Source organism: Paracoccus sp. MC1854, from assembly GCF_014164635.1.
GTDB lineage: Bacteria > Pseudomonadota > Alphaproteobacteria > Rhodobacterales > Rhodobacteraceae > Paracoccus.
Genome location: NZ_JACJFU010000002.1, coordinates 223686 through 247263, shown reverse-complemented (window position 1 = coordinate 247263; position 23578 = coordinate 223686). Strand labels below are relative to the sequence as shown.

Genomic DNA, 23578 nt, shown 5'->3' with positions numbered 1-23578 from the left:
TGCGGTCAGGTGCAGGGGCGAGGGCTGTTTCAGGAAGGATTGATGGGCCGATCTTCCGCACCGCTGCCCTTGCAGGCTGTTGGCACGCCGGGCAGGATGACATGTGCCGGCCCCGATCCCGCTGCGCACGGCCCGTCGCCGCCGGGGCCAAGGCCGATGACGCCGGGACGCCGCCGGTGATCATCCGGGATGGATCACCGGCGCCCCTGTGCCTTATGACGCGCAGGGCAGACAGGACAGGGAAGCTTCTCAATGCGGATGCGCGACACGATCATCAAGCCGATGCACCCCGAGGGCAGGCGCTTCGTCGCGATCTTCGCCGCCGTCACCATCCTGCTGTTCCTGCTGTGGGAGCCGCTCGGCTGGATCGGCACCGGGCTGACGGTCTGGTGCTATTACTTCTTCCGCGACCCAGAGCGGGTGACGCCCGCCCGTCCCGGACTGGTGGTCAGCCCGGCCGACGGGATCGTTTCCCTGATCGAGCCTGCGGTCCCGCCGGCCGAGCTGGGAATGGCCGACACCCCCCTGACCCGCGTCAGCGTCTTCATGAGCGTCTTCAACGGCCACATCAACCGCAGCCCCGTCGCGGGCGAGGTCACGGCGATCTCGTATCGCCCCGGCAAGTTCTTCAACGCCTCGCTGGACAAGGCGAGCGCCGATAACGAACGAAACAGCCTGCGCATCCGCATGGCGGACGGGCGCGACCTTGCGGTGGTGCAGATCGCCGGGCTGGTCGCGCGGCGCATCCTGTGCTTCGTCCGGCCCGGCGACCGGCTTGCAACAGGGGAACGCTTCGGCCTGATCCGCTTCGGCTCGCGGCTGGATGTCTACCTGCCGCCGGGGGTCGCGCCTCTGGTCGGCATCGGCCAGACCATGGTGGCCGGGGAAACCATCCTTGCCGACCTGAACGCGACCGTTCCGGTGCAGGCATGACCCAGCCCGCCCCGCAGGCCGAGTTCTCGCTGTTCCAGCTTCTGCCGAACGTCCTGACCATTCTTGCAATCTGCGCCGGGCTGACGGCGATCCGCTTCAGCGTGCAGGGGGATTACGTCGTGTCCGTGCTGCTGATCATCGGCGCGGGCATCATCGACGGGATCGACGGGCGGCTGGCGCGGCTCTTGGGCAGTTCCAGCAAGATGGGAGCGGAGCTGGATTCGCTTGCCGACTTCCTGAACTTCGGCGTGGCCGCGCCCCTGACGCTGTATTTCTGGGCCTTGCAGGACATGCGCGGGCTTGGCTGGATCGCGGTCCTGGTCTTCGCGGTCTGCTGCGTGATCCGGCTGGCGCGGTTCAACGTCTCGGCCAAGGCGGATGCGCCCGGCGACAGCGCCTATTTCCAGGGCGTGCCCTCGCCCGCGGGGGCGCTGCTGGTCATGCTGCCGATGTATCTGTCCTTTGCGATTGCCGACCGGGCGGTGCTGCCGGACGTGGTGATCTGCCTTCACATGATCCTCGTGGGGCTGCTGATGATCAGCCGGCTGCCGACATGGTCCTTCAAGACCACGAAGATCTCGCGCGAGAACGTCAAGTTCTTCCTTGTCGGCGTCGTGGTCTTCGGCGCGGCCCTGTTCAGCTTTGCCTGGGCGACGCTGATCGTGCTTTGCCTGGGCTATGTCGCCATGGTGATCTGGGCGTGGATCGACCGGCGACGCCCCCGAAGCGGATAGGAGGTCTCCATGGATATCGAAGCGGTCCGATCCTCTTATTCGCGCTGGGCGCCGATCTACGACCGCACCTTCGGGGCGATCACCGGAAGCGGCCGGCGGCGGGCCGTGGACTACATGAACAGCCGTCCGGGATCGGTCCTTGAGGTCGGGGTGGGCACGGGCCTGTCGCTGGACCTTTACGGGCCGGATATGCAGGTCACCGGCATCGATTTCAGCCGCGAGATGCTGCAGAAGGCCATCGCCAAGACCGAGCGGCTGCAACTGGACCATGTCCGCGAGTTGCGGCAGATGGATGCGCGCAGTCTCGACTTTCCCGATGACAGCTTCGACATGGTCGCGGCGATGCACGTCCTTTCGGTTGTCCCCGAGCCCGAGCGGGTGATGGCCGAAATCGCGCGGGTCTGCAGGCCCGGCGGAAAGGTCGTCATCACCAATCATTTCGCGCGGGAAAAGGGCGGGCTTGCCGCGCTGGAACGCGTCTTGGCCCCGCTGGCCGACAGGATCGGCTGGCATTCCGACTTCCGCATCGAGACCGTCCTGCAAGAAGACTCGCTTGCCCTCGAACAGCGCAAGGCCCTGCCGCCGCTGGGCCTGATGACCTTTCTGGTGCTGGGCAAGCGCGGCAGCCATACCTGATCCGATGCCGCGGTCCCGCCGGTTCCGGCCCGGCCGCTACGGACTCCGCCGATCAGTCCGTCAGAGCTTGCGCCGACAACGCGCAGTGAACGGCAGGCGTGGCCTCGGGCGCGGGGTGGCAGTTCTCGGTGGCGCCCAGCGGCTCGATCACGGCGCCGCTTGCGGGCAGCGTCACACGCCAAGGGTGAATATGCGGCCCCTGTGCCTCGCCATGGGCATAGGCGGTGAAGCTTAGGTCGGTCTCGGCGCAGCGGGTCGCGATGACCTTTACCCCGGCGCCTTCCAGCACGCCGCGCACGGTCTCGGCGCGGGCCGCGCAGGCGGCGGTGTCCTCGGGCGAGGACAGGGCCAGATGCGTGGCCCCGCCTCCGGGCGCCAGCGTCAGCACGACAAGAACGGGTTTCAGCATGGCGCAGTCCTTTGCGGCAAGGGGTCGGGTCGGTCCCGGTCTTGCGGGGGATCGTAGCGGCCGGGGCCGGGCTTCGCCATCCCCGCGTCAGCCGGAGGACGCGGGCAGCGACCCTTCCCTTTTGCGCGAATCTGCCGCACACAACGGCCATGTCGCGTGACCCGGACAACAACCAGACGTTGATAGCCGCCACCAACGGCCCGGTGGTCGAGGCCGACTCCACCGGCTTGGTGCTGCGGCTGTCTGACCGGGTGATCCGGGACATCGCCCGCCGCCTTCCGCGACCCCCCTTCGGCACTCCTGCCGTGCCTGCCGGCGAACCCGCGGCTCTCGTCCCGGCCGAGCGGCTGGATGCAGGGTTGCTGGGCGACATCGATGCTTGGGACTTGCAGCGCGAAGGCGACTGGCTGCGCTTTGTCGCGCATCGTCCGGGGGCGGAAGGGGCACGGCGCTATCGCCGCCATGTCGCGGGCGGCGGCGTGATCGCCGAAACGCCCGGCCCGGTCCTGGGGCTTCTGTCGCTGGGCGCGGGACGACGGCTGACCACCTTTGCGGGCGCACCCTGCTTTCCCCATCACGTCATGGCCTGTGCCCCCCCCGACGAGGGCGAGCCGGATCTGCCCGTGACCGGCTGGCGCAACCGGGGCGCGGACAGCATGCTTGCCGATGCGCTGCTGTCGTTGCGGCACGAGGCCTATCGCGCGCTGCCGCTGATCGTCGCCATGCCCGTGCCCCTGCCGCTTGGACCCTTGCCCTCGGCCGCAGGTCCCGCAATGGCGGGATTGGACGACCAGTTGCGGCGGCTGGAGGAACTGGCGGGCTCTCTTGGAAAACCCGCGCGGCTTGCCTGCATCGGCATCGAGATCGGCCATGATCAGGCGCCCGTCACCGCCGCGCGGTTCCATGCCGATGCGCTGGCCTTCATGGATCTGATCGCAGCGCGGCTGGCGCCCGGTCTCGGCACGCCGCGCTTTCTGATGGTCGCGGATGCGGGACCATGGTGGGCGAATGACGCCGATGCGAACCGCGCGGCGATCGAGGGACAGCATCTGCTGGCGCTGCGCCCCGGCCTGCATGATCTCACGGTGGTCGCGCCATCCTACATGTTTGCGCAGGACGACCTCGGCCAGCCGACCGAGGCGGCCCTGCTGGACCGCGCCCGGATCGAGGCCGAGGCGCTGGAGACCCTGCTGCGGCGGAAGCCCTGGACCTGTCCGATACTGTGCCTTGCCGAGCGGGACGACCGCAGGCTCCGCGCCGTCTTCAAGGCCGACGGGCCGCTGGCGATCGATGCCTCCGACCCCTTCGGAGCCGGTCCGGCGGCGGGCTTTGCGCTGGCCGGGACCGCGGCGGGCATCTCGGGCGTCGAGATTGCCCCCGACGATCCGCAGAGCGTTCTCATCCATCTGGACGGCCCGCTGGAACCGCTTGCCGGTGCCCAGCCGCGGCTGGACTACGCCGTCGGCGGCCCTGCGCGCGGCCGGGGCTCGGCGCACCCTCCGGCCTGCGGGGCGTTGCGGGACCAATGGTCACTGAACCGCGATGGCGGAACACTGCGGCGCTGGGCCTTGCCCGGCAGTCTCGTGATCCGGTGACGCCGATGCTGACGCTTCCCTTTGCCGTGCCCGAAGCTGCCCTGACCAATCGCGAGTCCGCCCGCCTGTCCAGGCTGACGCAAGAGGCCGGGGGGGTATGGCTGCGCGGCGCCGATGGCCGGGCGGACCGATGGCCTGCAACGGATGGTGGAACAACCGCGGCGCCGGTTGCCGATCCCCCCGCCTTCGCGCTGCACGCCGGCCGCATGGCGCTGAACCTGACGGCGGGAGAGAACGGCGGCCTGCACCTGCCTGATGCCGTCCCCGACCCGGCGTGCTGGTCGGCGGCGATCCTGTGGACCAGCGACAGCCCCGCGCAGGCGCTGCTGGCCATGCGGCCCGAACGCGGCGGCAATCCGGTCCATCTTTCCGAGACCGAGGAAGGGCTGGTCTTCCGCGACGACGACGGCACCGCCTTGGCCAGCCTGCCGCATCGGGGCAGGGGCTGGCGGCTGACGCTGCTTTCCTGCGTTGATGGCACACTGCGGCTTTCGCAGGATGGGCAGACCGCCCGCGCAGAGGGGCTCGTGGTTCCCGAAGGCCCGGCGCATCTGCTGATCGGCTGCCGCAGCGCCCGGCGCGGGATGCGCCGGACGCTGGGCGCGGGCCGCATTGCCGAGGTCTGGCTCTGGCCCGGCCTCGACATCCTGTCCGATGCCGGCGCCGACCTGCGCCATGCGCTGGACGACCTTCTGCTGTGGGAGAGTTGAGCATGGCCTTTACCCGCGACAGCATCGAGGGCGACAACATTTGCCTGATCTGGGTGGATGACATGATCGACGTCTTCACCTGGCGCGACGCCTTCGGCGTCACCATCCGAACCCCCAACATCGACCGGCTGCTGAACGCGGGGGTGCACTTTTCCAACACCTATGCCTCGGTGCCGCTGTGTGCGCCCTGCCGGGCCGAGGTGGCGACGGGGATCTCGCCTTATCGCTCGGGGCTGGTGGACCTGAACCGCGTCTGGCGCGACGTGATGCCGCCCGAACGCGCCTGGGCCTATGACCTGCGGCGCGCGGGCTTCTACAATTTCACCACCGGCAAGACCGACGCCCATTACAAGCCGATGCCCGAGGACTACCGGCGCATCCTGTTCCACGAGGACCCCGAAGCCAGCGACAAGGGGGGGCGGCGCAACGTCAAGGACTATCTGGGCGGCAAGGGGCCGGGCGTCTCGGGGGTGAACCACCCGGATGACGACGGCTCTCAGGACGACCGCTTCTACGACTACTGGGTCGCGCAGAACGCCATCGACCATCTGCAGCGCGCGGACCCAGGCCGCCGCCACCTGATCCAGCTTGGCTTCAAGCACCCGCATTTCAACCTGGAATGCCCGGACCGCTTCTACCAGATGTATGACCCGGCCGAGATCACCTGGCCCGCGGTCGCCGCGCCCGAGGATTTCCACGGCCCCCAGCCCGGCATGGCGGTCTATGAACTGGCTTATATCGTCAACGGAAGCTGGACCCCGGAAAAGGCGGGGAACGAGGGCTGGCGGCAGGTCGTGCGCGCCTATTTCGCCGCCTGCAGCCATGTGGACCACGAGATCGGCCGGTTCCTCGACGCGCTGGCGGCCTCGGCCCTGGGCGACCGGACGACGGTGGTTTTCCTGTCGGACAACGGCTTCAACCTCGGCAACCACGACAGCTTCCACAAGATGAGCCAGTGGGACAGTGCCGCCCATGTTCCCTTGGGCATCTGGAGCCCGCGGATGGAGGCTGGCCGGGTGGTCGATCTGCCGATCTCGCTGCACAACCTGCCGATGACGATCATGGACCTTGCGGGCCTGCCGTGCCGGCCCGACTGGCCCTCGGGGCAGAGCCTGCTGCCGCTGATCGACGACAGCTTCGGCAGCTTCGACGAGACGAAATCCCCCGTGACCTCGGTCTTCGGCACCCTGTCGGTGCGCCCCACCGCGCCCGACCTGCGCCATCTGCGGTATTTCCGCTATCCCAACGGCGAGGAACAAGTCTACGACCTGATCGCCGACCCCGGCGAGACCACGAACCTCGCCGGAACCGCGCCCATGGACCGGCTGCGGGACGAACTGGTGCGGAACGCGGCCGATCTTGGCATCGACCTTTCGGGGGCAGAGAACCCGGCCTATGGCATCAACGCGATGATGGCCGTGGATGGCTCGGTCGTGCTGGCGGGGGGCGCGGGGGACACCCATTACTGGGCCTATGGCGCCGACACCGCCCGGATCAGCGCCGAGGCGGACGGCGGGCACAACACGCTCTGGTATCTCGGCGGTCCCAACGACTTCGTGTTGCAGATGCCGCCCCATATGCACGAATTGCGGGTCGCCACGGTGGTCGCCCGCACCGAGGGGGGCGAATCGCGCGAAGGCCGGACGCTGCGGATCGTCGGCCACCCGGACAGCCCCTTCCGCTTTGAAAGCTCGGAACGGGTGTCGGTGCATGTGATCGGCTCGAATGGCGACGACGTGATGATCGGGCAGAAATACGGCGGCGCGACCTTTCACGGGCAGGGGGGCGACGACCTGCTGGTCGCGACCTCCAAGCGGCCCAAGGACCGCAATGTCTTCCACGGCGGGTCCGGCAACGACACCCTGATCGGCGGGCCGGGGCGCGACAGCCTTTACGGCGGCTCGGGCGATGACGTGATCCACCTGCGCGGCGCCCGCGGACTGGCCGTCGCGGGACCGGGCAATGACGAGATCCGCGCCGATGAAGGCGAAGCCGAGATCGACGCCGGGCCGGGACGCAACGTGATCGACCTGGCCGGGGGCAGCCATCGCGTGACGCTCGGCCCCGGCCCCAACCGCATCACGGCCGGGCAGGGCGCCAAGCGGTTCATCCTGGAACATGGTGCGACCGTCGAGCTTACCGGCTGGGACAAGGCGCAGCGCTACGTTCTGAAGGACTGGTCCGGGCCGATTCACCAGCGGGTGCTGGATGGCGGCGGGACGATGCTTTACGCGGCGACCTCGTGCCTTGTCGTGACCGACTGCCCCGAGGGCACAGACCTTCTTGCCCAGGTCGAGGGCGCCTGATCGACGGAGATCGACATGGATTGCGACGCGCTTCAGTTCCATTCGCAGATGGCGGGGTGGAACGCGGTTTCGATGGCGACCGAATACAAGGTGGTCGTCAGCGACCCCGCGGCGCTGCAGACGCGCGACGGCAGCGACGTGGATGAGGCGCTGCGGGGCTTTCTCGTGTCGAACATGAACGCCCGCGCTGCGGGCCGCCTGTCGGCGCAGGACGGGGCCGAGGCTGCCGAACTGACGGACGGCGGTGGCTTCGCGGTGCTGCTGGACCCTGTCACCCGGCAGCCCGCGCGCCTGTCCGATGGCCGGCTGCTGACGATCGACCCGCCGGGCAAGGGCAAGGACCGCCCGGCGGGACTTGAATCCATGGTGAGCTGGCGATCCGACGTGGGCGTCCACCTGCAGGTCGGCGGCGGGGCCGAACGCTTCGTCTCGACCCTGCGCGAAAGCTTTCCCGAGGTGAACGTGGTCCGGCTCGATTTCAACGCCGAAAGCGTGGACAACGCCGGCATGACCGAGGAATGGCGCGGCTTCGCCCGGACCGCCGCGCGGGCCGGGCTGGGGCTGGTGATCCAGAACTCGGACGGCGACCTGGCCGGCGGGCTCAAGCGCGCCGAGCCGGTGGAACTCGGGCCGCCCGACGCGCTGGCGCAGGTTTCGGGCGAATGGAAGATCAACAACGTCCGGGAAGACTGGGAACGGATGCTGGAATGGTTCCAGCGCCCCGAGAACGCCGAGATCCTTGATGCCGTCCTTGGCTGGGAACTGATCAACGAGCCGATGGCCTATGGCAACACGGCGCAGGCGGGCGCGCTTTACAGCCGCCACATGGCCGACCTGATCGGTGCGATGGACTGGGGCGACAAGCGGCTGTTCGTGGGCGGGTTGCGCGCCTCGGCCCAGTTCCAGCACCTGGACCACGACCTGATCCGCGAGGCGGCAGGTGACCGGCTGGTCTGGTCGGCGCATATGTATCCCGCCTGGGTGGTCGCCAAGACCCCCGACCCGGACGGCGCCATGTTCCGCGACCAGATCTGCACACGCATCGGCACGCTGACCGAAGCAGGTGACGACATCGTGGTGACGGAATCGCAGCTTTACACCGAGGCAGGGACGCTCGACCCCGCGACAAGCGGCGCGCGGGCCGCGCAGAGCTTCAACATGGCCCGCAAGCTGCCGTGGTTTGCCGACAACGGCATCGGCTGGACCTGGTGGCCGCCGGTCGGCCGCGCCTCGCAGATGCTGAAATGGGGCGGCGGCAAGGCGGGCTACGAGATCCAGATCGAATCCGCCGCCTTCGCCCATTGGGGCTGGGTGCGCGACGAGACCCAAGGTCCCGCCGGCACGACCGAGCATTGGGGCGGGACGGGGGAAGAGGTCCTGTCGGTCGATCCCGCCCAAGACGAAACGGCCGACCATGTCGTGGACGGCGTGTCCAACCCGCACGGGCTGATCTATGCGCTGGGCGGCAATGACCGCGTGACCGGCGGCGACTTGCCGGACCTGCTTTACGGCGGGCAAGGCAACGACCTGCTGCGGGGCGGCACCGGTGACGACTGGCTGTTCGGCGGTCGCGGCGACGACATGCTGGACGGCGGCGACGGCGGTGACAGGCTGATCGACCCCGAGGGCGCGAACACGCTGACGGCCGGGTCCGGCGACGACCACCTCGAAGGCACGGGCACGCTTGACGGCGGCGAGGGTGACGACGTGCTGATCGCGTCGGGCGACGGCGCGATCCTGACCGGCGGCCCCGGCTCCGACCGCTTCCTGCCTTGGCTGCGCGGCGAGATCACCTTCACCGACTTCACTCCCGGCGAGGACAGGCTGGACCTGTCCCTGCTTCAGACCCCCAAGCGCGCCCCGACTTTGGAACTGCGCGGCTCGGGCGACGGCACGACGCTGGTCTGGGGCGAGCTGACGGTCCATATGCCGGGTGCAGAGGGGCTGACCGAGGGCGACATCATAAACGCGGGGCCGCGACGGGTGGTGGTGACGGGGCGGTGACGCCCGGCAGCGCGGGATGCGGGACAGGATCGCGAGGCTGCCCCACCACGGCGGCAAGCTGGCCATCTGTCTATGCGTCCAGCAATTCGACAAAGCCTTTTGTCGGACGGCTCCGCTCTGACGCGCGTGCGCGCAGGTCGCGAGGCCGACAGGCAGCGGCCCCGAACCGGTGGCGCAACAGGGCGCATTGATGAGGAACTGGGCCGGAGTTGGCGCTCAGAAATGGCGGCCGATCATACCGTGCCTTGCAATGCCTTCTGACTCGGAGTGGCGCGCAAAGTCCGGTCGAGTGCCTGACCAGCGGGTGATTGCAGCAGCCGCGCAACCATCTTTTCGTGATGTTCGAGTGCCCGCCCATGCAGGTCGGCAAGGACCGGATCTGCGTGCAGCTCTGCTGCCAGTTCCTGGGCGCCTGGGGGCAGGTGCACGTCACGCGGGTGTTGGTCAGACTGATTGCGCGCTGTCCAGTAACGCGCTGCATTGTCGAGCTGCTGCTTCGTTTCGACGCCAAGCCGAGAAGCGGTGACTGCATCGCCTCGAAGCGTCTTGACCATGAAGCCATGCAGCGACCTGAGCGAATGATGGTTCACATGGGCAAGGCGCGGATAGAACGGGAACAGGTAGCCGTTGACTTTCTTGTCGGTGAATTCCGCAGGCATGGCATTTCCGCTGCCGTCCAGCCACACACGGCCTGTGGTCGAAAAGCCGTTGATCTTCGGGCGGTGATTGCGGAACTGCGCGCCCGGTATTGCTGGTCGGGACAGAGTTTTAACCGCTTGGGCCTGCGGCGTCCAACCTTCGCGATCAGCCAGATTTACCCTGGGTCGTCGAAAGCGCGACAAAACCTGGCCATCTCCGACGCTCGGATGGTCATCGCTGCTGTAACCGATAACCGGCAAGCTGATGACGTCACAGTCTCCAGCAGCCTCGAACAAGGCCGATAGCGTACCGTCACCGGTGGAAACCTCGATGAATTCATCCGCATCGACAGTGCAAACCCAATCTGCACGGCGGAAGATGCCAAAAGCCGACGCATAGCGCAGAGCGGCGACTTGCCAGACACCCAAGGTTCCGAAAACGGACTTGGGATTGGGGGCGTGAACAACAAGATGCCGATCCATCATCCGGTCCAGAATCCGATCGGTCCCATCCGAGCAGTCGTTTGTAAATACGAGGATATCCGTAAACCCCAATGCCCGATAGTGCGCGACCCATTCAATGACATAAGGCGCTTCGTCACGCATGATCGCGACAAGCAGATTCCGAGCCATGCCCTTATCCCTTTCCTGATGTGTCAGGCATTTCGGAAGAGAAATCGTCGCTCCGCTCGATGCGGCGGCGAACCTCCTCAATGACCAGCATATTGCATTGGTGCCTGAGATCCGTGCGGCCGAGTTGCCGGCATACTGCAGCTGCGCGCTCTGTCATCTCGCGGCACTCGGCGTCGTTCTTCCTGCACCATGCAAGCCGATCCTCGAAGTCGGACAGGTCTTGCCGGAACGGCACGTAATGCTCCCAAGGCTTGAAGTGGACGGATGCAAAGCTTTCAAACGGCGTTTCCATGACCAATCCGACAGAACCGCTGTTCATCGTCCAGAAGAACGAAGACCCGATGTCGAGGCCTGGCAGAACCACAAGATACTTGAAGCGCAACATCTCGCGCTGCGGGATCGCTTCAAGCTTCAACGGCCGCAGAGCCGGCCAGTTGTCGATGCCGATGTCCTTGCGCTCGGTGAAACCGACATCTCCTCGGACATCCCCGATGTAGCGGCTGACGAACCTGTATCGGGGAAAGAGGTCGAGTTGCGCTCGCAGGTTTCCATCGGAAATGCGGCCATCGCGGTGCCGCTGCAGCAGCGGCCGCATACGCGTATCCGCGGCATGCTCTGACGGCTTTCCGATGGAATTGCGGCCTCCGGGGCTTCCGCGCCAGACGAAGCGAGGTCCCTTCATTTCCCACGGAATGCGATGCTGATCGAAGTTGCCGAGGAAGCCATCGGACCCAAGGTCGTGATAAAGGGGCAGGGGCCAGAGGACGGCTCCGGCAACGCTTTCAAGCCTGTTGAAGACGAAGACGGGCACGGCGCATCCCGCGTCCGGTCCCTCGGACACGACCGGACTGCGGACGCGCCTGTCCTGCACGTCCATCGCAAAGTCGAAGTCGGCTCCGGCGGCGAGCACCTCCTTAAGCGCACGGAAATATTTGGGTGCGCGCTCTGGTGATCGGCCGTTTAGGCGAATGCTGTCCACATCGCAACCAACGCTGTCCCAGCCGTTCCACGCGGCCGGGCGGCCTTCCCCTGCATTCCAGACCAGAGCCGAGCCCGAGCAGCTTCGTTCAAGCCGCTGTCGCGTTGCCTCGGTGGATTTCAGGCGGATGTTCCCGATGGAGCCCAGCCGGTGGGCCACCTGGATGCGGACGAACTCGGCGGCGTCAACAGCAGCAGTCATGCCAAGCCCTCTGCCGTAAACCATTGACGTGCTACTGACGGACGAACAGGGATGATCCGCCACTCGTGCCCTCGGTCTTTTCCCTGAACCCGGCGGCCGCCAAGGCTTCGCCATAGGCCGCGCTCAGGCCATCTTGCCCCCCCGTCGCGACGATTGCCCGCTTCACCGTGTCCAGCGGCATCGCGGCAAGCAGTTCGGGGGGGACCACCTCAAGCCGGGACAGGCGCAGCGCGTCAGGGCGGAAGTCGCGCAGACAGGCGGAAAGACCGGCGGCGGTGGTCGCGCCGTCTCCGCTCAGCTGCAGGGGGCCGTCCACGACGCGCAGGCGGGCGGTGTCCTCGATCCCATTGTAGCGGTGGATCATCCGGGCGGCCGCGGCCAGTCCGGGCCGGTCTTCCTGCAGCATCACCGTCAGGCCGGGTATTGCGCGCAGAGCGGCCATCGCCGGAAAGCCCACGCCTCCTCCGATATCGAGAAGCCGCCGGCAGCCGTCGAGATGGCCGGGCAGGTTGCGGGCGGCGCGGCGCTCGAACTTGCCGGCGCGGATTGCTGACAGGGCCTCGGCCGTGAAGATGCGAGGATCGGCGGGAAGCTGAAGCTCGCGGTTCGGGAACCACTCCACGTCAAGCTGCGTCGAGAGATCGACGGGCGTGATGTAGGTTGCCGAGTTCGCTGGGCGAAGCACTGGCTGGTCCGCGTCCCCGGCCGTCGGGTCTCCGGGGCTCCTGACCCGGTTCATCAACTCTGCGATGCGGGTCGGGTCGCGGGGCTTGGGAGGCTTGGCCTCGACATTGGCGATCGGCACGCGTCCGGCGGCGATCAGGCCCGCGCGCAACTCGCGGTAGGCAGAGGTTTCCCGGTATTCGGCCAGCCGCGCCTCGACGCGGACCAGCGCGGTTTCGTGCAGTTCGCGCAAGGTCGGGTCGGTCAGCAGTTCGGCCATGATCGCGGCGCGGGCGGCGGCGTGGCGCAGGATGCGGGTGTCGGGCACCTCGTTGCGGTCCTGCAGCGCCCAGTAGTCGGCGTTGTACTTGTCGGCCTTGTTGTTCACATTCCCCCGGAACTTGCGCAGGGCGTAGCTGTCCACCGACTTGACCGCGTAATGGTTCATCTGCGCCCAGTCATAGCCAATGGTGCGCTTGATCGACCGCCAGCCGTGGAACTTGAAGTAATCCTCCATCGGCTGGCCCGAGCCGTTCAGCCAGCGCACCGTGTGCGGGAAGCCATCTTCCATATGCTTGTTCTTGATGGACGGCCGGTGGATGCCGAGCTTCCAGTATTCCGGGTCGAACTTGAACAGCGTCTTGACGCCCCAGCCCTTGTTCCAGTCGGAGGGTGCCGCGCGGGTGTATTGTTCCGTCACCGGCGCCCGCGACCAGTCCACGATCCCGTTCGAGCCGAAGATGCGCCAGGTGATGACGATGCCGTTCGCGTCCCTGGCCACCGCGTCGTCCAGCATCCCGTCCAGGTGGCCCGAGGGGTGGTTGATCGCCAGGAACTCGTCGGCGTCGAAGACCAGCAGCCAGTCGGCGTCCTGCACCAGCGGCTCGGCCTGCCCGTGGCTCAGGGCCGAGGGCTGCGGCTTGACGCCGGGCTTGATGAGATTGGGGCGGTGATACCCCAGCCCGAGTTCCTCAAGCCGCTGCAGCATCTCGTCGGTGCCGTCGGTGCAGCTGTTGGTATAGACGAGGATGTCGGTGAAGCCCACGGCAAGGTGGTGGGCAAACCATTCCAGCAGGAACGGCGCCTCGTCCTTCATCATCGACATCGCCATGACGGTCCCGTGCGGGCTGACGTGCTTTTTCAGGTTCACGGCGCGGTCCTTGCGGTCATTCCTCCAGCGCCGTCGCCGGGTCGATGCCGGCCTTCTCGCACATCCGCGCGGCATAGGAGTTCGGCAGCGGCGGGTTCTTGCGCCACCACGGCTTGGTGCCGTTGGTGTAAAGATGGACCGAGACGGTTCTGTCGGTGAAATGGCCCTCGACCCGGCCATGGGGGTCGAAGAACACGTCGTTCAACTGGAAGGGGACAGGATAAAGGACGTCGGGCGTCATGGCCTTGTCGATGTCGCCTGTCTGCTGCGCGAACCAGGTGAAGGCCTGCGGGCCGAAGGCGGTGCGCTCGGTCTTGTAGATTGCCGCGCCGTGGGACAGCTCGCCCTTTTCGGTCAGCTTGTCCATCTGGCGGCGCTGCTTCTTGTTCCACCAGGCCGGATAGCCGGGCAGGTTGTCGTAGTAATCCAGCAGCCGGTCCATCAGCTCGCAGTCCTGCGGCAGGCCCACGACGCCGCAGTTCAGCGCCCCGCGCATCCCGTGGCCGGCGAAGACATAGTCCCATTCGTCCGGGAAGGGCTTGTGGCAGAAGGCGTCACAGTCGATCCACAGCGCGGCGGTCTTGCGGATCATCTTGTAGCGGAAGACGTTCGACAGGAACGAGGCCGAGGTGTCCTCGACCAGTTTCATGTCCAGGTCCATGATCTCGGACGCGGGACGGATCTCGACGCCCTCGGGGGCATTGTCCACCTTGTCGGTGCAATACAGCGTCACCGGATGGCCATGCAGCAGATGCGACCTGAGGCAAAGCTGGTTGAGGTAGTGCAGCCTGTCGCCGATCCACAGCGAGGCTACCGGGCGTCGATCGAGTTTCATGTCCATCCGCGGGTCAGGGGCGCTTGCGTTGCTGCCCCTTACCCAATCCGCCGGGCATCATCCAGCCACAGGTCAGGAATTTACATCCCTGCGTTGCGTATCGGCGTCAGTTTCGTGGCGCGGCCGGGGCGGTTTCTTCACCGGATGCGCCTGCAGCCGCATCCGGTGCAGTTCCATCTGAAGCTCCATGGGCAGGACTGGGGTGTCGGGGCATTGCACCAGCCGCGTGAACAGCAGGAATTGCTGGTGATCCGTCAGCGCCTCGGCGATGCGCCGGCGGCGCCATGCGATTGCCTGCCAGTACAGCCGGCCCAGCACATCGTCGGCCAGGAACGCCTCGACCCCCGCCCGCAGGCCGTCCAGATAGCGCAGGATGCGGCGGTCCTCGATCGCGTTGAAGTTGCGCTCGACCCAGTAGCCAAGGTCGATCGGCCGGTCCATGTGGTTGGGCCGACCGCGCGCCATCTTGACGAGGAAGTTCTCGGTCGAGCCAAGGGCGTAATGGTTGATCTGCGCCAGCCCGTAGCGTTCCTGCGCCGTGACCGCGAATGAACTGTCGGTCAGGGTGAACGGCCTGCCGTTCCCGTCCACCCATTGGCCGGGAACGGGCTCGCCCTCCTCGGTCAGCGGCCGGTGGACGCCCAGCCGGACAAGGCGCGGATCGCGGCGGAACAGGCTCTTGAACTGGCCGGCGCGCAGCGGCCACAGCATCCGGTCGGGGGCCGCGCGGGTGAATTGCGCGGTCACCAGTTCTTCCTCGAACCGGATGCGGCCCGAACTGCCGAACATCCGCCACGGCACCGCGAAACCCGTGGCGTCGGGGACGGCGGCGAAGAGGTCGTCCAGCCGGCCCTCGCCCGCGTGAATCACCAGGAACTCGTCCACGTCAGCGACCATGATCCACTCGGCCCGGCGCGTCAGCCGGTGGTTCCGCGCCCGCGTCAGCGCCTGCCACTGGACCGTCTTGCGGCCCCGGCGCGGGTTGGGGACATGGGTGACGATGCCCAGTTCGGCCAGCCGGTCCAGCATCGCGTCGGTGCCGTCCGCGCAGTCGTTGGAATAGATCAGGAAGTCGGTGAAGCCGATCAGCCGGTGATAGGCGATCCATTCCAGGATGAATGGCGCCTCGTTCCGCATCGTGGTGATCATCAGGCGCATCATCTGCCGCAGGTTGAGCGTCCGGCGAGCGTCTGCGGACCGATGGGCATGGATTACACCGATTTTCCTGCTAAGAGAACGCCCAAAAGCAGAGCGGAGCTTGCCTCATGAAGATCGCTGTCGCCGGCCTGGGCTATGTCGGGCTTTCCCTTGCCGTGTTGCTGGCGCAGGAACACGAGGTCGTGGCGCTGGACGTCAATGCCGCCCGCGTGGACCAGGTGAACGCGGGAACCTCGCCGATCGAGGATGCCGAGATCAGCGCCTTCCTGGCCCGCGGCAATCTGAAGCTGACCGCCACGACCGACGCCGCGCAGGCGTTGGCGGGGGCGGATTACGTCATCGTCGCGACCCCCACGAATTATGACGAGCGCACCAACCGCTTCGACACCTCGACGGTCGAGCAGGTGATCGCCGGCACCCGCCGGTACGCGCCGGAGGCGACGGTTGTGGTGAAATCGACGATCCCCGTCGGCTTCACCGAACGGATCCGGGCCGAGCATGGCACGGACCGGATCCTGTTCTCGCCCGAGTTCCTGCGCGAAGGCCGGGCGCTGCACGACAACCTGCATCCCTCGCGCATCGTCGTGGGCGACACCACGCCCGAGGCGCGCCGCTTCGCCGACCTGCTGGCCGCGGGATCGCTGGACCCCGACGTGCCGGTGCTGTTCACCGGCGCCACCGAGGCCGAGGCGATCAAGCTGTTTTCCAACACCTACCTCGCCCTGCGGGTGGCCTTCTTCAACGAGCTGGACAGCTATGCGCTGACCCACGGCCTGAACGCGCGCGAGATCATCGACGGCATGTGCCTCGATCCCCGCATCGGCGCGCATTACAACAATCCCAGCTTCGGCTATGGCGGCTACTGCCTGCCCAAGGACACCAAGCAGCTTCTGGCGAACTATGACCAGGTGCCGCAGAACCTGATCGCGGCGGTGGTGGAATCGAACCGCACCCGCAAGGACGTGATCGCCGACCAGATCGTCGCCCGCGCGCCCGGCACGGTTGGGGTCCACCGGCTGGTGATGAAGGCAGGGTCGGACAATTTCCGCGACAGTTCCATCCAGGGGATCATGAAGCGAATCAAGGCCAAGGGCATCCCGGTGATCGTCTATGAGCCCGTGCTGACCGAGGACCATTTCTATCACTCGCCGGTGATCCGCGACCTTGATCAGTTCAAGCAGCAGGCCGACCTCATCATCGCCAACCGGCTGACCCCGGACCTAGCCGACGTGGCAGACAAGGTCTATACCCGCGACCTCTTCGGGCAGGACTGACCTGATGCGCACGGTCCTTGTCACCGGCGCGGCCGGCTTCATCGGCTTCCATCTTGCGCAGGTCATGCTGGACGAAGGCTGGCGCGTGATCGGGCTGGACAACCACAACGACTATTACGACCCGTCCCTGAAGGAAGCGCGCGAGGCGCAGTTGCGCGCGAACCCCAACTACCGCTCGGTTCGCGGGTCGGTGGAAGACCCGGGCTTGCTGATGGACCTGCTCGCCGCCGAAAGGCCCGAGGCGGTCGTCCACCTCGCCGCCCAGGCGGGCGTGCGCTATTCGATCGAGAACCCGCGCGCTTATGTGCAGGCGAACCTTCTGGGCAGCTTCGAACTGCTGGAGGCCGCGCGGGCATACCCGCCCAAGCACATGCTGCTGGCCTCGACCAGCAGCGTCTATGGCGCCAACACGGAAATGCCCTATCGGGAAACCGACAAGGCGGACACCCAGATGTCCTTCTACGCGGCGACCAAGAAGTCGAACGAGGCGACGGCGCATTCCTATGCACATCTGTTCGGGCTGCCGATGACGATGTTCCGCTTCTTCACCGTCTATGGTCCCTGGGGGCGGCCGGACATGGCGCCCTACCTGTTCACCAGCGCGATCTTCGATGGGCGGCCGATCAAGGTCTTCAACCACGGCGACATGAAGCGCGACTTCACCTTCGTCCTGGACCTCGTGCGGGCGATCAGGCTGCTGATCGACGCGGTGCCGGGGGAGAAGCCTGCGAGCGAGTTCGACAGTCTCTCACCGGTCGCGCCCTTCCGCGTGGTCAACATCGGCAACGGCGCGCCGGTGCCGCTGCTGGACTTCATCGCCGCGATCGAGGAGGCCGCGGGCCGTCCGGCGGAAAAGCAGATGCTGCCGATGCAGCCCGGCGACGTGCCCGCGACCTGGGCCGACACTACGCTGCTGCAGGCGCTCTCGGGCTATGCGCCGAAGACGGGCGTGCGCGACGGCGTGAAGCAATATGTGGACTGGTTCCGCGACTATTACGGCGTGGACAGGGGCTGAAGCTTCAGGCCATCCCCAGATGTGACGCCAGTTCCCGCGCGGCTGCCCCGCCCGCGCGGTTGGCCCCGATGGTCGAGGCGGACGGTCCGTAGCCGACAAGGTGGATGCGCGGATCGCGGGCAACCTGCGTGGCCAGTCGCCCGGTCATCGCGATGCCGCCGCTGTCCTCCTCCAGCCCCAGCGGCGCGAGGTGGTCGAGCGTGTGCTGGAACCCCGTCGCCCACAGGATCACGTCGGCCCGCTGCTCGGTCCCGTCGGGCCAGCGGACGCCGGTCTCGGTGATCTCGGAAAACATCGGGCGCCATTCCAGCGCGCCCCGCTGTCGGGCCGCCCGCAGCGCAGAGGTCCACGGCAGCCCCGTCACCGACACCACCGAGCCGGGTTTCAGCCCCCGCCGCACCTGCTCCTCGACGCGGGCGACGGCGGCGCGGCCGTCCTCCGCCGTAAACGGACGCTCGCTGAACTGCGGCCTGCGGCGGCTGACCCAGGTGGTCGTCGTCACCTGCGAGATCTCGTCGAGATGCTGCAGCGCCGAGATCCCTGCGCCCACGATGACCACATGCCGGCCCGCGAAATCCTGCGGGCGGCGATAATCGCGCGAGTGCATCTGCCGCCCCCGGAAGCGTTCCGCCCCCGGATAGCGCGGCATGTTCGGCGTGTCCCATGTTCCCGTCGCGTTGATGATCCCGCGCACCGAGAAGCTGTCGCGGTCGGTGTCCACCCGCAGCCGCTCGCCATGCGGGCGGACGGCGCGGACGGCAACGGGGCGCAGGATCGGCAGGGCGAAGCGGCGGGCATAGGCAGCGTGATAGCGCGGCACGGCCTCGGCGGCGCGGACCTTTCCGTCGCCGGTCTCGACGGCCTCGGACATCGCCATGCCGGGCAGGTCGTGGATCGCGTTCGCCGTGCTCAGCGTCAGCGAGGGCCAGCGATGCTGCCAGGCGCCCCCCGACCCGGCGTTGCGGTCCAGGACGGCGAAGCCGCGCCAGGGCCGCAGCCCCAGCCGCGCGAGGTGATACGCCGAGGACAGCCCGGCCTGACCGGCGCCGATCACCGCGATATCGACCTTGATCGTGACTTTCGGGGTCATGGGGACCTTTCGCGGCATAGGGGTTGCGGCATCATCCCGTTCCGCTTGCCCCATGGCAACGGCTTGCTGCCCCGGCGCGATCCGCCGGGGTTTACGCATCCTCCTTGCGGGCGCGTCCCATGTGAGACGCGTCATGGGCGACGGATTTGACGATGGCTGTCAGGAACTCGCCCGGCGCGATGCCGAGTTGCACGACGGACCTTCGGGTGACGCGCGACAGGATCGGTCCTGCGGCCGTCGCAAGGCGGACCAGCACGGAACCTTCACGCTCGGTCACGGATTCAACCGTGCCGGGCAGGATGTTCAGAGCCGAGAGCCCGTCGGGGCGGCCGCGCGCCAGCATCACGTCCGCCGCCGCGATCCGCAGCCGCAGCCGCGTGCCCGGCGCCGCCGCAAGGGTAGGCAGGAACAGCGGCAGTCCTCCGGCGCGCAGTTCCGTCACACCGTCCAGGTGATGTGTGGTGACGATGGCCTCGATCACCGCACCGGCCTCTCGTCCAGGCCCGGCGGCGGCAGGGTCGGCCAGCACTTCGGCCGCGGGGCCCATGCGGAGGATGCGGCCCCGGTCCAGCATCACCACGGTGGTAGCGATGCGGGCGACCTCGGCGGGGGAATGGCTGACATAGAGCATCGGGACGCGCCATTCGTCGCGCAGGCGTTCCAGATAGGGCATGATCTCGGCCTTGCGGTCGTCGTCCAGCGCCGACAGCGGCTCGTCGGCAAGGATCAGGCGCGGATCGGCCAGCAGCGCGCGGCCGATGGCGACGCGCTGGCGCTCGCCCCCCGAAAGCGTCGCGGGCGTACGGTCGAGAAGCGCGCCGATGCCCAGCATTTCCACAACGGCCGCTTCCGAGGTCCGGCGCGAGCTGCGGGGCGCGAACCAGCGGCCATAGCGCAGGTTCTGCCGCACGGTCAGGTGCGGGAACAGCCGGCCGTCCTGAAAGATCACGCCCAGGCGGCGGCGGTGCGGAGGCAGGTGGATGCGGCGAGCGCTGTCGGTCAGCACCGTGCCGTCCACCGTTACGCGGCCCTCATCAGGCCGCAGCAGCCCCGCCACCGCGTTCAGCACCGTGGATTTGCCGGAACCGGAGTGGCCGAACAGCACCGTCACGCCGTGTGGCGCGTCAAAACTTACATCCAGCGAGAACCCCTCGAAGCGATGGCGCAGCGCGACCGAGACGCTCATCGCCCCTGCACCCGCCGCATGGCCCGGCGGGCGAGCCATTCCGACGCGACCAGCGCCGCCATCGCCACGACGATGGAAATGACGACCAGCCGGGCAGCGGCGGATTCTCCCCCCGGCACCTGCAGGAAGGTGTAGATGGCCGAGGGCAGGGTCTGCGTCTGGCCGGGGATGTTGGACACGAAGGTGATCGTAGCCCCGAACTCTCCCATCGCCTTGGCGAAGGCCAGCACCGCCCCCGCGATCACGCCGGGCAGGATCAGGGGCAGGGTGACGGTGGCCCAGACCCATGGCCCGGACGCCCCCAGCGATCCCGCCGCCTGTTCCAGCTTGGGGTCCACGGCCTCGATCGACAGCCGGATCGCCCGGACCATCAGCGGAAAGGCCATGATCGCCGCAGCCAGCACCGCGCCGGTCCAGCGGAAGGCGAAGACGATCCCGAACCACTGGTCGAGCCACTGGCCGATCCAGCCCCGCCGCCCGAAGGTCAGAAGCAGCAGGTAGCCGGTGACGACCGGCGGCATGACCAGCGGCAGGTGCACCAGCCCGTTCAGCAGCCCATGCCCCGGAAAGCGCCAGCGGGCCAGCGCATGGGCTATCAACAGCCCGAAAGGCAGGCTCGCCAGGGTCGCCCATAGGGACACGCGCAGCGACAGCCGCAGCGCGTCCCATTCGGCGGGGGTCAGCCAGTCGGCCAAGTCAGTTCAGCAGCGTGAAGCCCTGTTGCTGGAACACCGCATCGGCCTCGGGCGCGCCCAGCGCGTCGAAGAAGGCGCGGTCGGCCTCGTCGGAGGCGTTTTCCAGCAGCGCGGCAGGATAGGTGATGGGCGCATGGCTGTCCTTGGGGAAGGTGCCGGTGACATGGACGTTCGGCTCGGCCGCCGCATCCGTGGCATAGACGATGCCCATCGGCGCCTCCCCGGTCGCCACCAGCGTCAGCGCGGCGCGGACGTTGTCGGCCTGCGCGACATGGGGTTTCACATGATCCCAGACGCCGAGCGTCGTCAGCGCTTCCTTCCCGTATTGCCCGGCGGGCACGGCATCGACCAGCGCCATCGCCAGCTTGCCGCCGTCCAGCGCGCCCACCAGATCGAAGCCCGGCGCGGGAGTCAGTTGCGGCGCGGCTTCGTCATGGGCGACCAGCACCAGGCGGTTGCCCAGCAGGTCGGTGCGGGTGCCCTCGGCGACATCGCCCGCCCGTTCCACCTCGTCCATCCACTGGGTCGAGGCCGAGATGAAGATGTCCGCCGGCGCCCCCTGCAGGATCTGCTGGGCCAGCGCGTTCGACCCCGCATAGCTGATCGTCACGGTGTCGCCAGTCGCCTGCTGGAACGCCTCGGCGATGGGGTCGAGCGCCGTCTTCATCGAGGCGGCGGCGAAGACCACGACCTCGGCGGCGGCGGCGGCGGCAGACAGGGGCAGAAGGAGGGCGGCAGCGAGGGCAACGGGCAGGCGGGGCATGGGGCGGCTCCATGGGTTATGTCCGGGTGAACATAACCAAGCCGCGCCAAGGCTCAACCGTTATTTCTACGCGGAGCTATCGGGCAGAAGCCCGCGCAGTGCCGACAGGCGGTCGGCACTGGCCCCGGCCGCCGCCGCCTCGATCCCGCGGTAAAGCGCCAGCACCTGCCGCCCGGTGTCGGTCAGGCTGGCGCCGCCGCCGCCCGCGCCGCCGCGCGCGCTTTCCACCAAGGGCTCGCGGAACATCCCGTTCAGCGCCTCGACCAGCATCCAGGCGCGCTTGTAGCTCATCCCAAGCTCGCGCCCCGCGGCGGAAATCGAGCCGGTGCGCGCGATCCCTTCCAGCAGCGCCGCCTTGCCTGGGCCGAGCATGGCGTTTTCGCCCAGGAACAGGCGGATGAAGAACTCGGGGTGCAGTCGCGGCGCGCTCATGCCCCAAGGTTCCCGCATCGCGGGGAGGGGGACAAGAGCGCGCCGGAAAGTCAGACCGTGCGGATGGTCAGCCGTGTGCCCCAAGGGTCGCGGGCGGCGATCTCTCCGCTGTCGGCCTCGCCCAGCCGCGAGGCGATCCCGGCCGCAACGCCGGGCGTCGCCAGCAACTCGACCTCGGCCAGCCCCGTGTTGCCTTCAGGGCGTGGCCCCGCGCCGCGGCTGTTCCAGATGTTGGTGCCGATGTGGTGATGGTAGCCGTCCGAGCCGAAGAAGTTCGCCCCGTTGTAGCGGGTCATGACCTCGAACCCCAGCGCGCCGGCGTAAAAGGCCTCGGCCGGGTCAAGATCGCCGACCTGCAGGTGGACATGGCCGACGATGGTGCCGCCCGGCATCCCGGCAAAGGGTTTGCCGGTTCCGGCCGCCGCCAGGTCGTCCAGATCCAGCCGCAAAGTCGCCATCGCCACGGTGCCGTCCGGCACGATCGTCCAGTCGGCGCTGTCGCGGTCCCGGTAGATTTCGATGCCGTTGCCTTCGGGGTCGGTCAGATACAGCGCCTCGCTGACCAGGTGGTCCGAAGCGCCGTCCAGGGCCGCACGTTGGCCCGCGGCATGGATCAGCCAGTCGGCCAGCGCGGCGCGGTCGGGCAGAAGGAAGGCGGTGTGGAACAGCCCGGCCTGGTGGCGGTCGGACAACTGCGCCCGGGGATCGTGGCGCAGGTCCAGCAGCACCCGGTCGCCCGCGCCCAGCCGGTGGCCCCGGGCGTCCGCTTCGATCAGCCGCAGGCCGATGATGTCCTGGTAGAAGCGGCTGACCCGGTCCAGGTCGCGCACGGTCAGGGCGACCGTTCCGATCCGCAGGGGCGATCCTCCTGATGTGATGCCCGCGCGGGCGGGCTCCCCTTGCGGGGCGGCATGGGGCTTTGCTTGGCGCATGGTGATCTCCATCATCCGGTTGAACTTCATATGGAGCCTTGCCGCGGCCCTGATAACCGCCCCGCCGGGAAGGAGAACTTGCCCCATCGGGAAGGAATGGCGACCGTTCCTTCAGGCAGCCATTGCGGCGCCTGAGATGGCGCGGGCAGGGACGAGGCGAGGCATGGCTTTTCCGCAGGACGCATCGGTTCGGATGCCGGGCATGGGCAGGGTCCGAAAGCGCATGGTCCCGGCCTGCCGGTCGAAGGGGCCGGGACGCGGCAGGTCCGTCAGTTCGCCGCGCGCCTGCGCCCCCGCATCCGGGCCAGCGTGCCGTCGCGCCATATGGATTCGTGGGCGCCTGCCATGACGATGTGCCCCGCGATCAGGATCGACAGCAGCCAGCCCGGTTCGCCATGCAGCAGGCCGCCCGGGTTGACCATCCAGCCGATCGGCGGCTCCTGCGCCGCGAAGATCGTGAAGCCGAAGGGCGCGAAGTCCCGGTTGCTGCCATAAGTGCGGATCAGGGTGATCGTGGGCACAGCCAGCATCACGGCATACAGCACCGCATGGTTCAGCAAGGCCGCGCGGCCTCAGGAATGATGGCCATGGGCGGGGCGGTCGTTCG

Annotated in this window: 22 protein-coding genes; 9 read left to right on the top strand and 13 right to left on the bottom strand. The window is 67.8% G+C overall.

The genetic code is table 11. The annotated features are described in order from the left end of the window. Positions 1–252: 252 nt before the first annotated feature. The 3 genes from H5395_RS03240 to H5395_RS03230 are packed head-to-tail and all read left to right on the top strand — an operon-like array spanning position 253 to position 2303. Positions 253–933 (top strand): phosphatidylserine decarboxylase, encoded by a 681-nt coding sequence (locus H5395_RS03240; RefSeq protein WP_182791086.1) that lies wholly within the window; start codon positions 253–255, stop codon positions 931–933. Beyond that, positions 930–1667: a phosphatidylcholine/phosphatidylserine synthase gene (locus H5395_RS03235; protein ID WP_182791085.1), complete on the top strand. Its 738-nt coding sequence runs from the start codon at positions 930–932 to the stop codon at positions 1665–1667. Before H5395_RS03240 ends, H5395_RS03235 begins: the two co-directional genes overlap by 4 nt. A gap of 9 nt (positions 1668–1676) precedes the next feature. Continuing rightward, positions 1677–2303, top strand: a complete 627-nt coding sequence (locus tag H5395_RS03230; RefSeq protein ID WP_182791084.1) for a class I SAM-dependent methyltransferase — start codon at positions 1677–1679, stop codon at positions 2301–2303. A gap of 52 nt (positions 2304–2355) precedes the next feature. On the opposite strand, the gene H5395_RS03225 is transcribed toward H5395_RS03230, so the two are convergent. Continuing rightward, the gene (locus H5395_RS03225; RefSeq protein ID WP_182791083.1) at positions 2356–2712 is read right to left on the bottom strand and encodes a hypothetical protein; all 357 of its coding nucleotides are present in this window, start codon (positions 2710–2712) and stop codon (positions 2356–2358) included. A 149-nt stretch (positions 2713–2861) separates the two neighbouring features. On the opposite strand from H5395_RS03225, the gene H5395_RS03220 reads away from it, so the two are divergent. From H5395_RS03220 to H5395_RS03205, 4 genes are read left to right on the top strand one after another with little or no spacing between them, the layout of a single operon-like run. Beyond that, entirely contained in the window at positions 2862–4307 is a 1446-nt protein-coding gene (locus H5395_RS03220; RefSeq protein ID WP_182791082.1) for a hypothetical protein, read from the top strand. 5 nt (positions 4308–4312) lie between these two features. Next, entirely contained in the window at positions 4313–5017 is a 705-nt protein-coding gene (locus H5395_RS03215) for a hypothetical protein (protein ID WP_182791081.1), read from the top strand. A gap of 2 nt (positions 5018–5019) precedes the next feature. Beyond that, on the top strand, positions 5020–7323 hold the full coding sequence (locus H5395_RS03210; protein WP_182791080.1) for a sulfatase-like hydrolase/transferase: 2304 nt from the start codon (positions 5020–5022) through the stop codon (positions 7321–7323). A 15-nt stretch (positions 7324–7338) separates the two neighbouring features. Next, positions 7339–9327: a calcium-binding protein gene (locus H5395_RS03205; protein ID WP_182791079.1), complete on the top strand. Its 1989-nt coding sequence runs from the start codon at positions 7339–7341 to the stop codon at positions 9325–9327. Positions 9328–9560: 233 nt separating this feature from the next. Here H5395_RS03205 and H5395_RS03200 read toward each other — a convergent pair whose 3' ends face one another. The 5 genes from H5395_RS03200 to H5395_RS03180 all read right to left on the bottom strand — a co-directional run bounded on the left by H5395_RS03200 (position 9561) and on the right by H5395_RS03180 (position 15575). After that, positions 9561–10598, bottom strand: coding sequence for a glycosyltransferase family 2 protein (locus tag H5395_RS03200; protein WP_182791078.1), 1038 nt, complete (start codon positions 10596–10598; stop codon positions 9561–9563). Positions 10599–10602: 4 nt separating this feature from the next. Next, on the bottom strand, positions 10603–11778 hold the full coding sequence (locus tag H5395_RS03195) for a glycosyl transferase family 90 (RefSeq protein ID WP_182791077.1): 1176 nt from the start codon (positions 11776–11778) through the stop codon (positions 10603–10605). Between the two features lie 31 nt (positions 11779–11809). After that, the gene (locus tag H5395_RS03190) at positions 11810–13591 is read right to left on the bottom strand and encodes a glycosyltransferase family 2 protein (RefSeq protein WP_370576359.1); all 1782 of its coding nucleotides are present in this window, start codon (positions 13589–13591) and stop codon (positions 11810–11812) included. A gap of 16 nt (positions 13592–13607) precedes the next feature. Further along, the gene (locus H5395_RS03185) at positions 13608–14426 is read right to left on the bottom strand and encodes a hypothetical protein (protein ID WP_234450774.1); all 819 of its coding nucleotides are present in this window, start codon (positions 14424–14426) and stop codon (positions 13608–13610) included. A gap of 72 nt (positions 14427–14498) precedes the next feature. Continuing rightward, positions 14499–15575 carry a glycosyltransferase family 2 protein gene (locus tag H5395_RS03180; protein WP_182791074.1) on the bottom strand — a complete coding sequence of 359 codons (1077 nt, stop codon included), beginning with the start codon at positions 15573–15575 and terminating at the stop codon, positions 14499–14501. 116 nt (positions 15576–15691) lie between these two features. Here H5395_RS03180 and H5395_RS03175 point away from each other — a divergent pair, with 116 nt between their 5' ends. Next, entirely contained in the window at positions 15692–16858 is a 1167-nt protein-coding gene (locus H5395_RS03175; protein WP_182791073.1) for a nucleotide sugar dehydrogenase, read from the top strand. 4 nt (positions 16859–16862) lie between these two features. Then, complete coding sequence (locus tag H5395_RS03170; protein ID WP_182791072.1) at positions 16863–17873, top strand: NAD-dependent epimerase/dehydratase family protein; 1011 nt, start codon at positions 16863–16865, stop codon at positions 17871–17873. Positions 17874–17877: 4 nt separating this feature from the next. On the opposite strand, the gene H5395_RS03165 is transcribed toward H5395_RS03170, so the two are convergent. The 7 genes from H5395_RS03165 to H5395_RS03135 form a co-directional block, all read right to left on the bottom strand. Next, entirely contained in the window at positions 17878–18963 is a 1086-nt protein-coding gene (locus H5395_RS03165; protein WP_182791071.1) for an NAD(P)-binding domain-containing protein, read from the bottom strand. 91 nt (positions 18964–19054) lie between these two features. Then, the gene (gene modC / locus H5395_RS03160; RefSeq protein ID WP_234450775.1) at positions 19055–20188 is read right to left on the bottom strand and encodes a molybdenum ABC transporter ATP-binding protein; all 1134 of its coding nucleotides are present in this window, start codon (positions 20186–20188) and stop codon (positions 19055–19057) included. Continuing rightward, positions 20146–20844: a molybdate ABC transporter permease subunit gene (gene modB / locus H5395_RS03155; protein WP_182791070.1), complete on the bottom strand. Its 699-nt coding sequence runs from the start codon at positions 20842–20844 to the stop codon at positions 20146–20148. Before modB ends, modC begins: the two co-directional genes overlap by 43 nt. Position 20845: 1 nt before the next feature. Beyond that, on the bottom strand, positions 20846–21607 hold the full coding sequence (modA, locus tag H5395_RS03150) for a molybdate ABC transporter substrate-binding protein (protein WP_182791069.1): 762 nt from the start codon (positions 21605–21607) through the stop codon (positions 20846–20848). 66 nt (positions 21608–21673) lie between these two features. Next, positions 21674–22039: a winged helix-turn-helix domain-containing protein gene (locus H5395_RS03145; RefSeq protein ID WP_182791068.1), complete on the bottom strand. Its 366-nt coding sequence runs from the start codon at positions 22037–22039 to the stop codon at positions 21674–21676. 50 nt (positions 22040–22089) lie between these two features. Further along, complete coding sequence (locus tag H5395_RS03140; RefSeq protein WP_200559358.1) at positions 22090–23001, bottom strand: VOC family protein; 912 nt, start codon at positions 22999–23001, stop codon at positions 22090–22092. A gap of 239 nt (positions 23002–23240) precedes the next feature. Continuing rightward, positions 23241–23531 carry a cytochrome b gene (locus H5395_RS03135; protein WP_182791067.1) on the bottom strand — a complete coding sequence of 97 codons (291 nt, stop codon included), beginning with the start codon at positions 23529–23531 and terminating at the stop codon, positions 23241–23243. Positions 23532–23578 lie beyond the last annotated feature (47 nt).

Excerpts from the sequence above, each read along its gene's own strand:
- H5395_RS03165 (WP_182791071.1), bottom strand. The coding sequence starts at position 18,963 with ATGACCCCGAAAGTCACGATCAAGGTCGATATCGCGGTGATCGGCGCC.
- H5395_RS03175 (WP_182791073.1), top strand. The coding sequence starts at position 15,692 with ATGAAGATCGCTGTCGCCGGCCTGGGCTATGTCGGGCTTTCCCTTGCC.
- H5395_RS03145 (WP_182791068.1), bottom strand. The coding sequence starts at position 22,039 with ATGAGCGCGCCGCGACTGCACCCCGAGTTCTTCATCCGCCTGTTCCTG.
- H5395_RS03215 (WP_182791081.1), top strand. The coding sequence starts at position 4,313 with ATGCTGACGCTTCCCTTTGCCGTGCCCGAAGCTGCCCTGACCAATCGC.
- H5395_RS03235 (WP_182791085.1), top strand. The coding sequence starts at position 930 with ATGACCCAGCCCGCCCCGCAGGCCGAGTTCTCGCTGTTCCAGCTTCTG.
- H5395_RS03240 (WP_182791086.1), top strand. The coding sequence starts at position 253 with ATGCGGATGCGCGACACGATCATCAAGCCGATGCACCCCGAGGGCAGG.
- H5395_RS03210 (WP_182791080.1), top strand. The coding sequence starts at position 5,020 with ATGGCCTTTACCCGCGACAGCATCGAGGGCGACAACATTTGCCTGATC.
- H5395_RS03200 (WP_182791078.1), bottom strand. The coding sequence starts at position 10,598 with ATGGCTCGGAATCTGCTTGTCGCGATCATGCGTGACGAAGCGCCTTAT.
- H5395_RS03185 (WP_234450774.1), bottom strand. The coding sequence starts at position 14,426 with ATGAAACTCGATCGACGCCCGGTAGCCTCGCTGTGGATCGGCGACAGG.
- H5395_RS03180 (WP_182791074.1), bottom strand. The coding sequence starts at position 15,575 with ATGATCACCACGATGCGGAACGAGGCGCCATTCATCCTGGAATGGATC.
- modC (WP_234450775.1), bottom strand. The coding sequence starts at position 20,188 with ATGGCTCGCCCGCCGGGCCATGCGGCGGGTGCAGGGGCGATGAGCGTC.
- H5395_RS03140 (WP_200559358.1), bottom strand. The coding sequence starts at position 23,001 with ATGAAGTTCAACCGGATGATGGAGATCACCATGCGCCAAGCAAAGCCC.
- H5395_RS03220 (WP_182791082.1), top strand. The coding sequence starts at position 2,862 with ATGTCGCGTGACCCGGACAACAACCAGACGTTGATAGCCGCCACCAAC.
- H5395_RS03225 (WP_182791083.1), bottom strand. The coding sequence starts at position 2,712 with ATGCTGAAACCCGTTCTTGTCGTGCTGACGCTGGCGCCCGGAGGCGGG.
- H5395_RS03170 (WP_182791072.1), top strand. The coding sequence starts at position 16,863 with ATGCGCACGGTCCTTGTCACCGGCGCGGCCGGCTTCATCGGCTTCCAT.
- H5395_RS03205 (WP_182791079.1), top strand. The coding sequence starts at position 7,339 with ATGGATTGCGACGCGCTTCAGTTCCATTCGCAGATGGCGGGGTGGAAC.
- modA (WP_182791069.1), bottom strand. The coding sequence starts at position 21,607 with ATGCCCCGCCTGCCCGTTGCCCTCGCTGCCGCCCTCCTTCTGCCCCTG.
- H5395_RS03195 (WP_182791077.1), bottom strand. The coding sequence starts at position 11,778 with ATGACTGCTGCTGTTGACGCCGCCGAGTTCGTCCGCATCCAGGTGGCC.
- H5395_RS03230 (WP_182791084.1), top strand. The coding sequence starts at position 1,677 with ATGGATATCGAAGCGGTCCGATCCTCTTATTCGCGCTGGGCGCCGATC.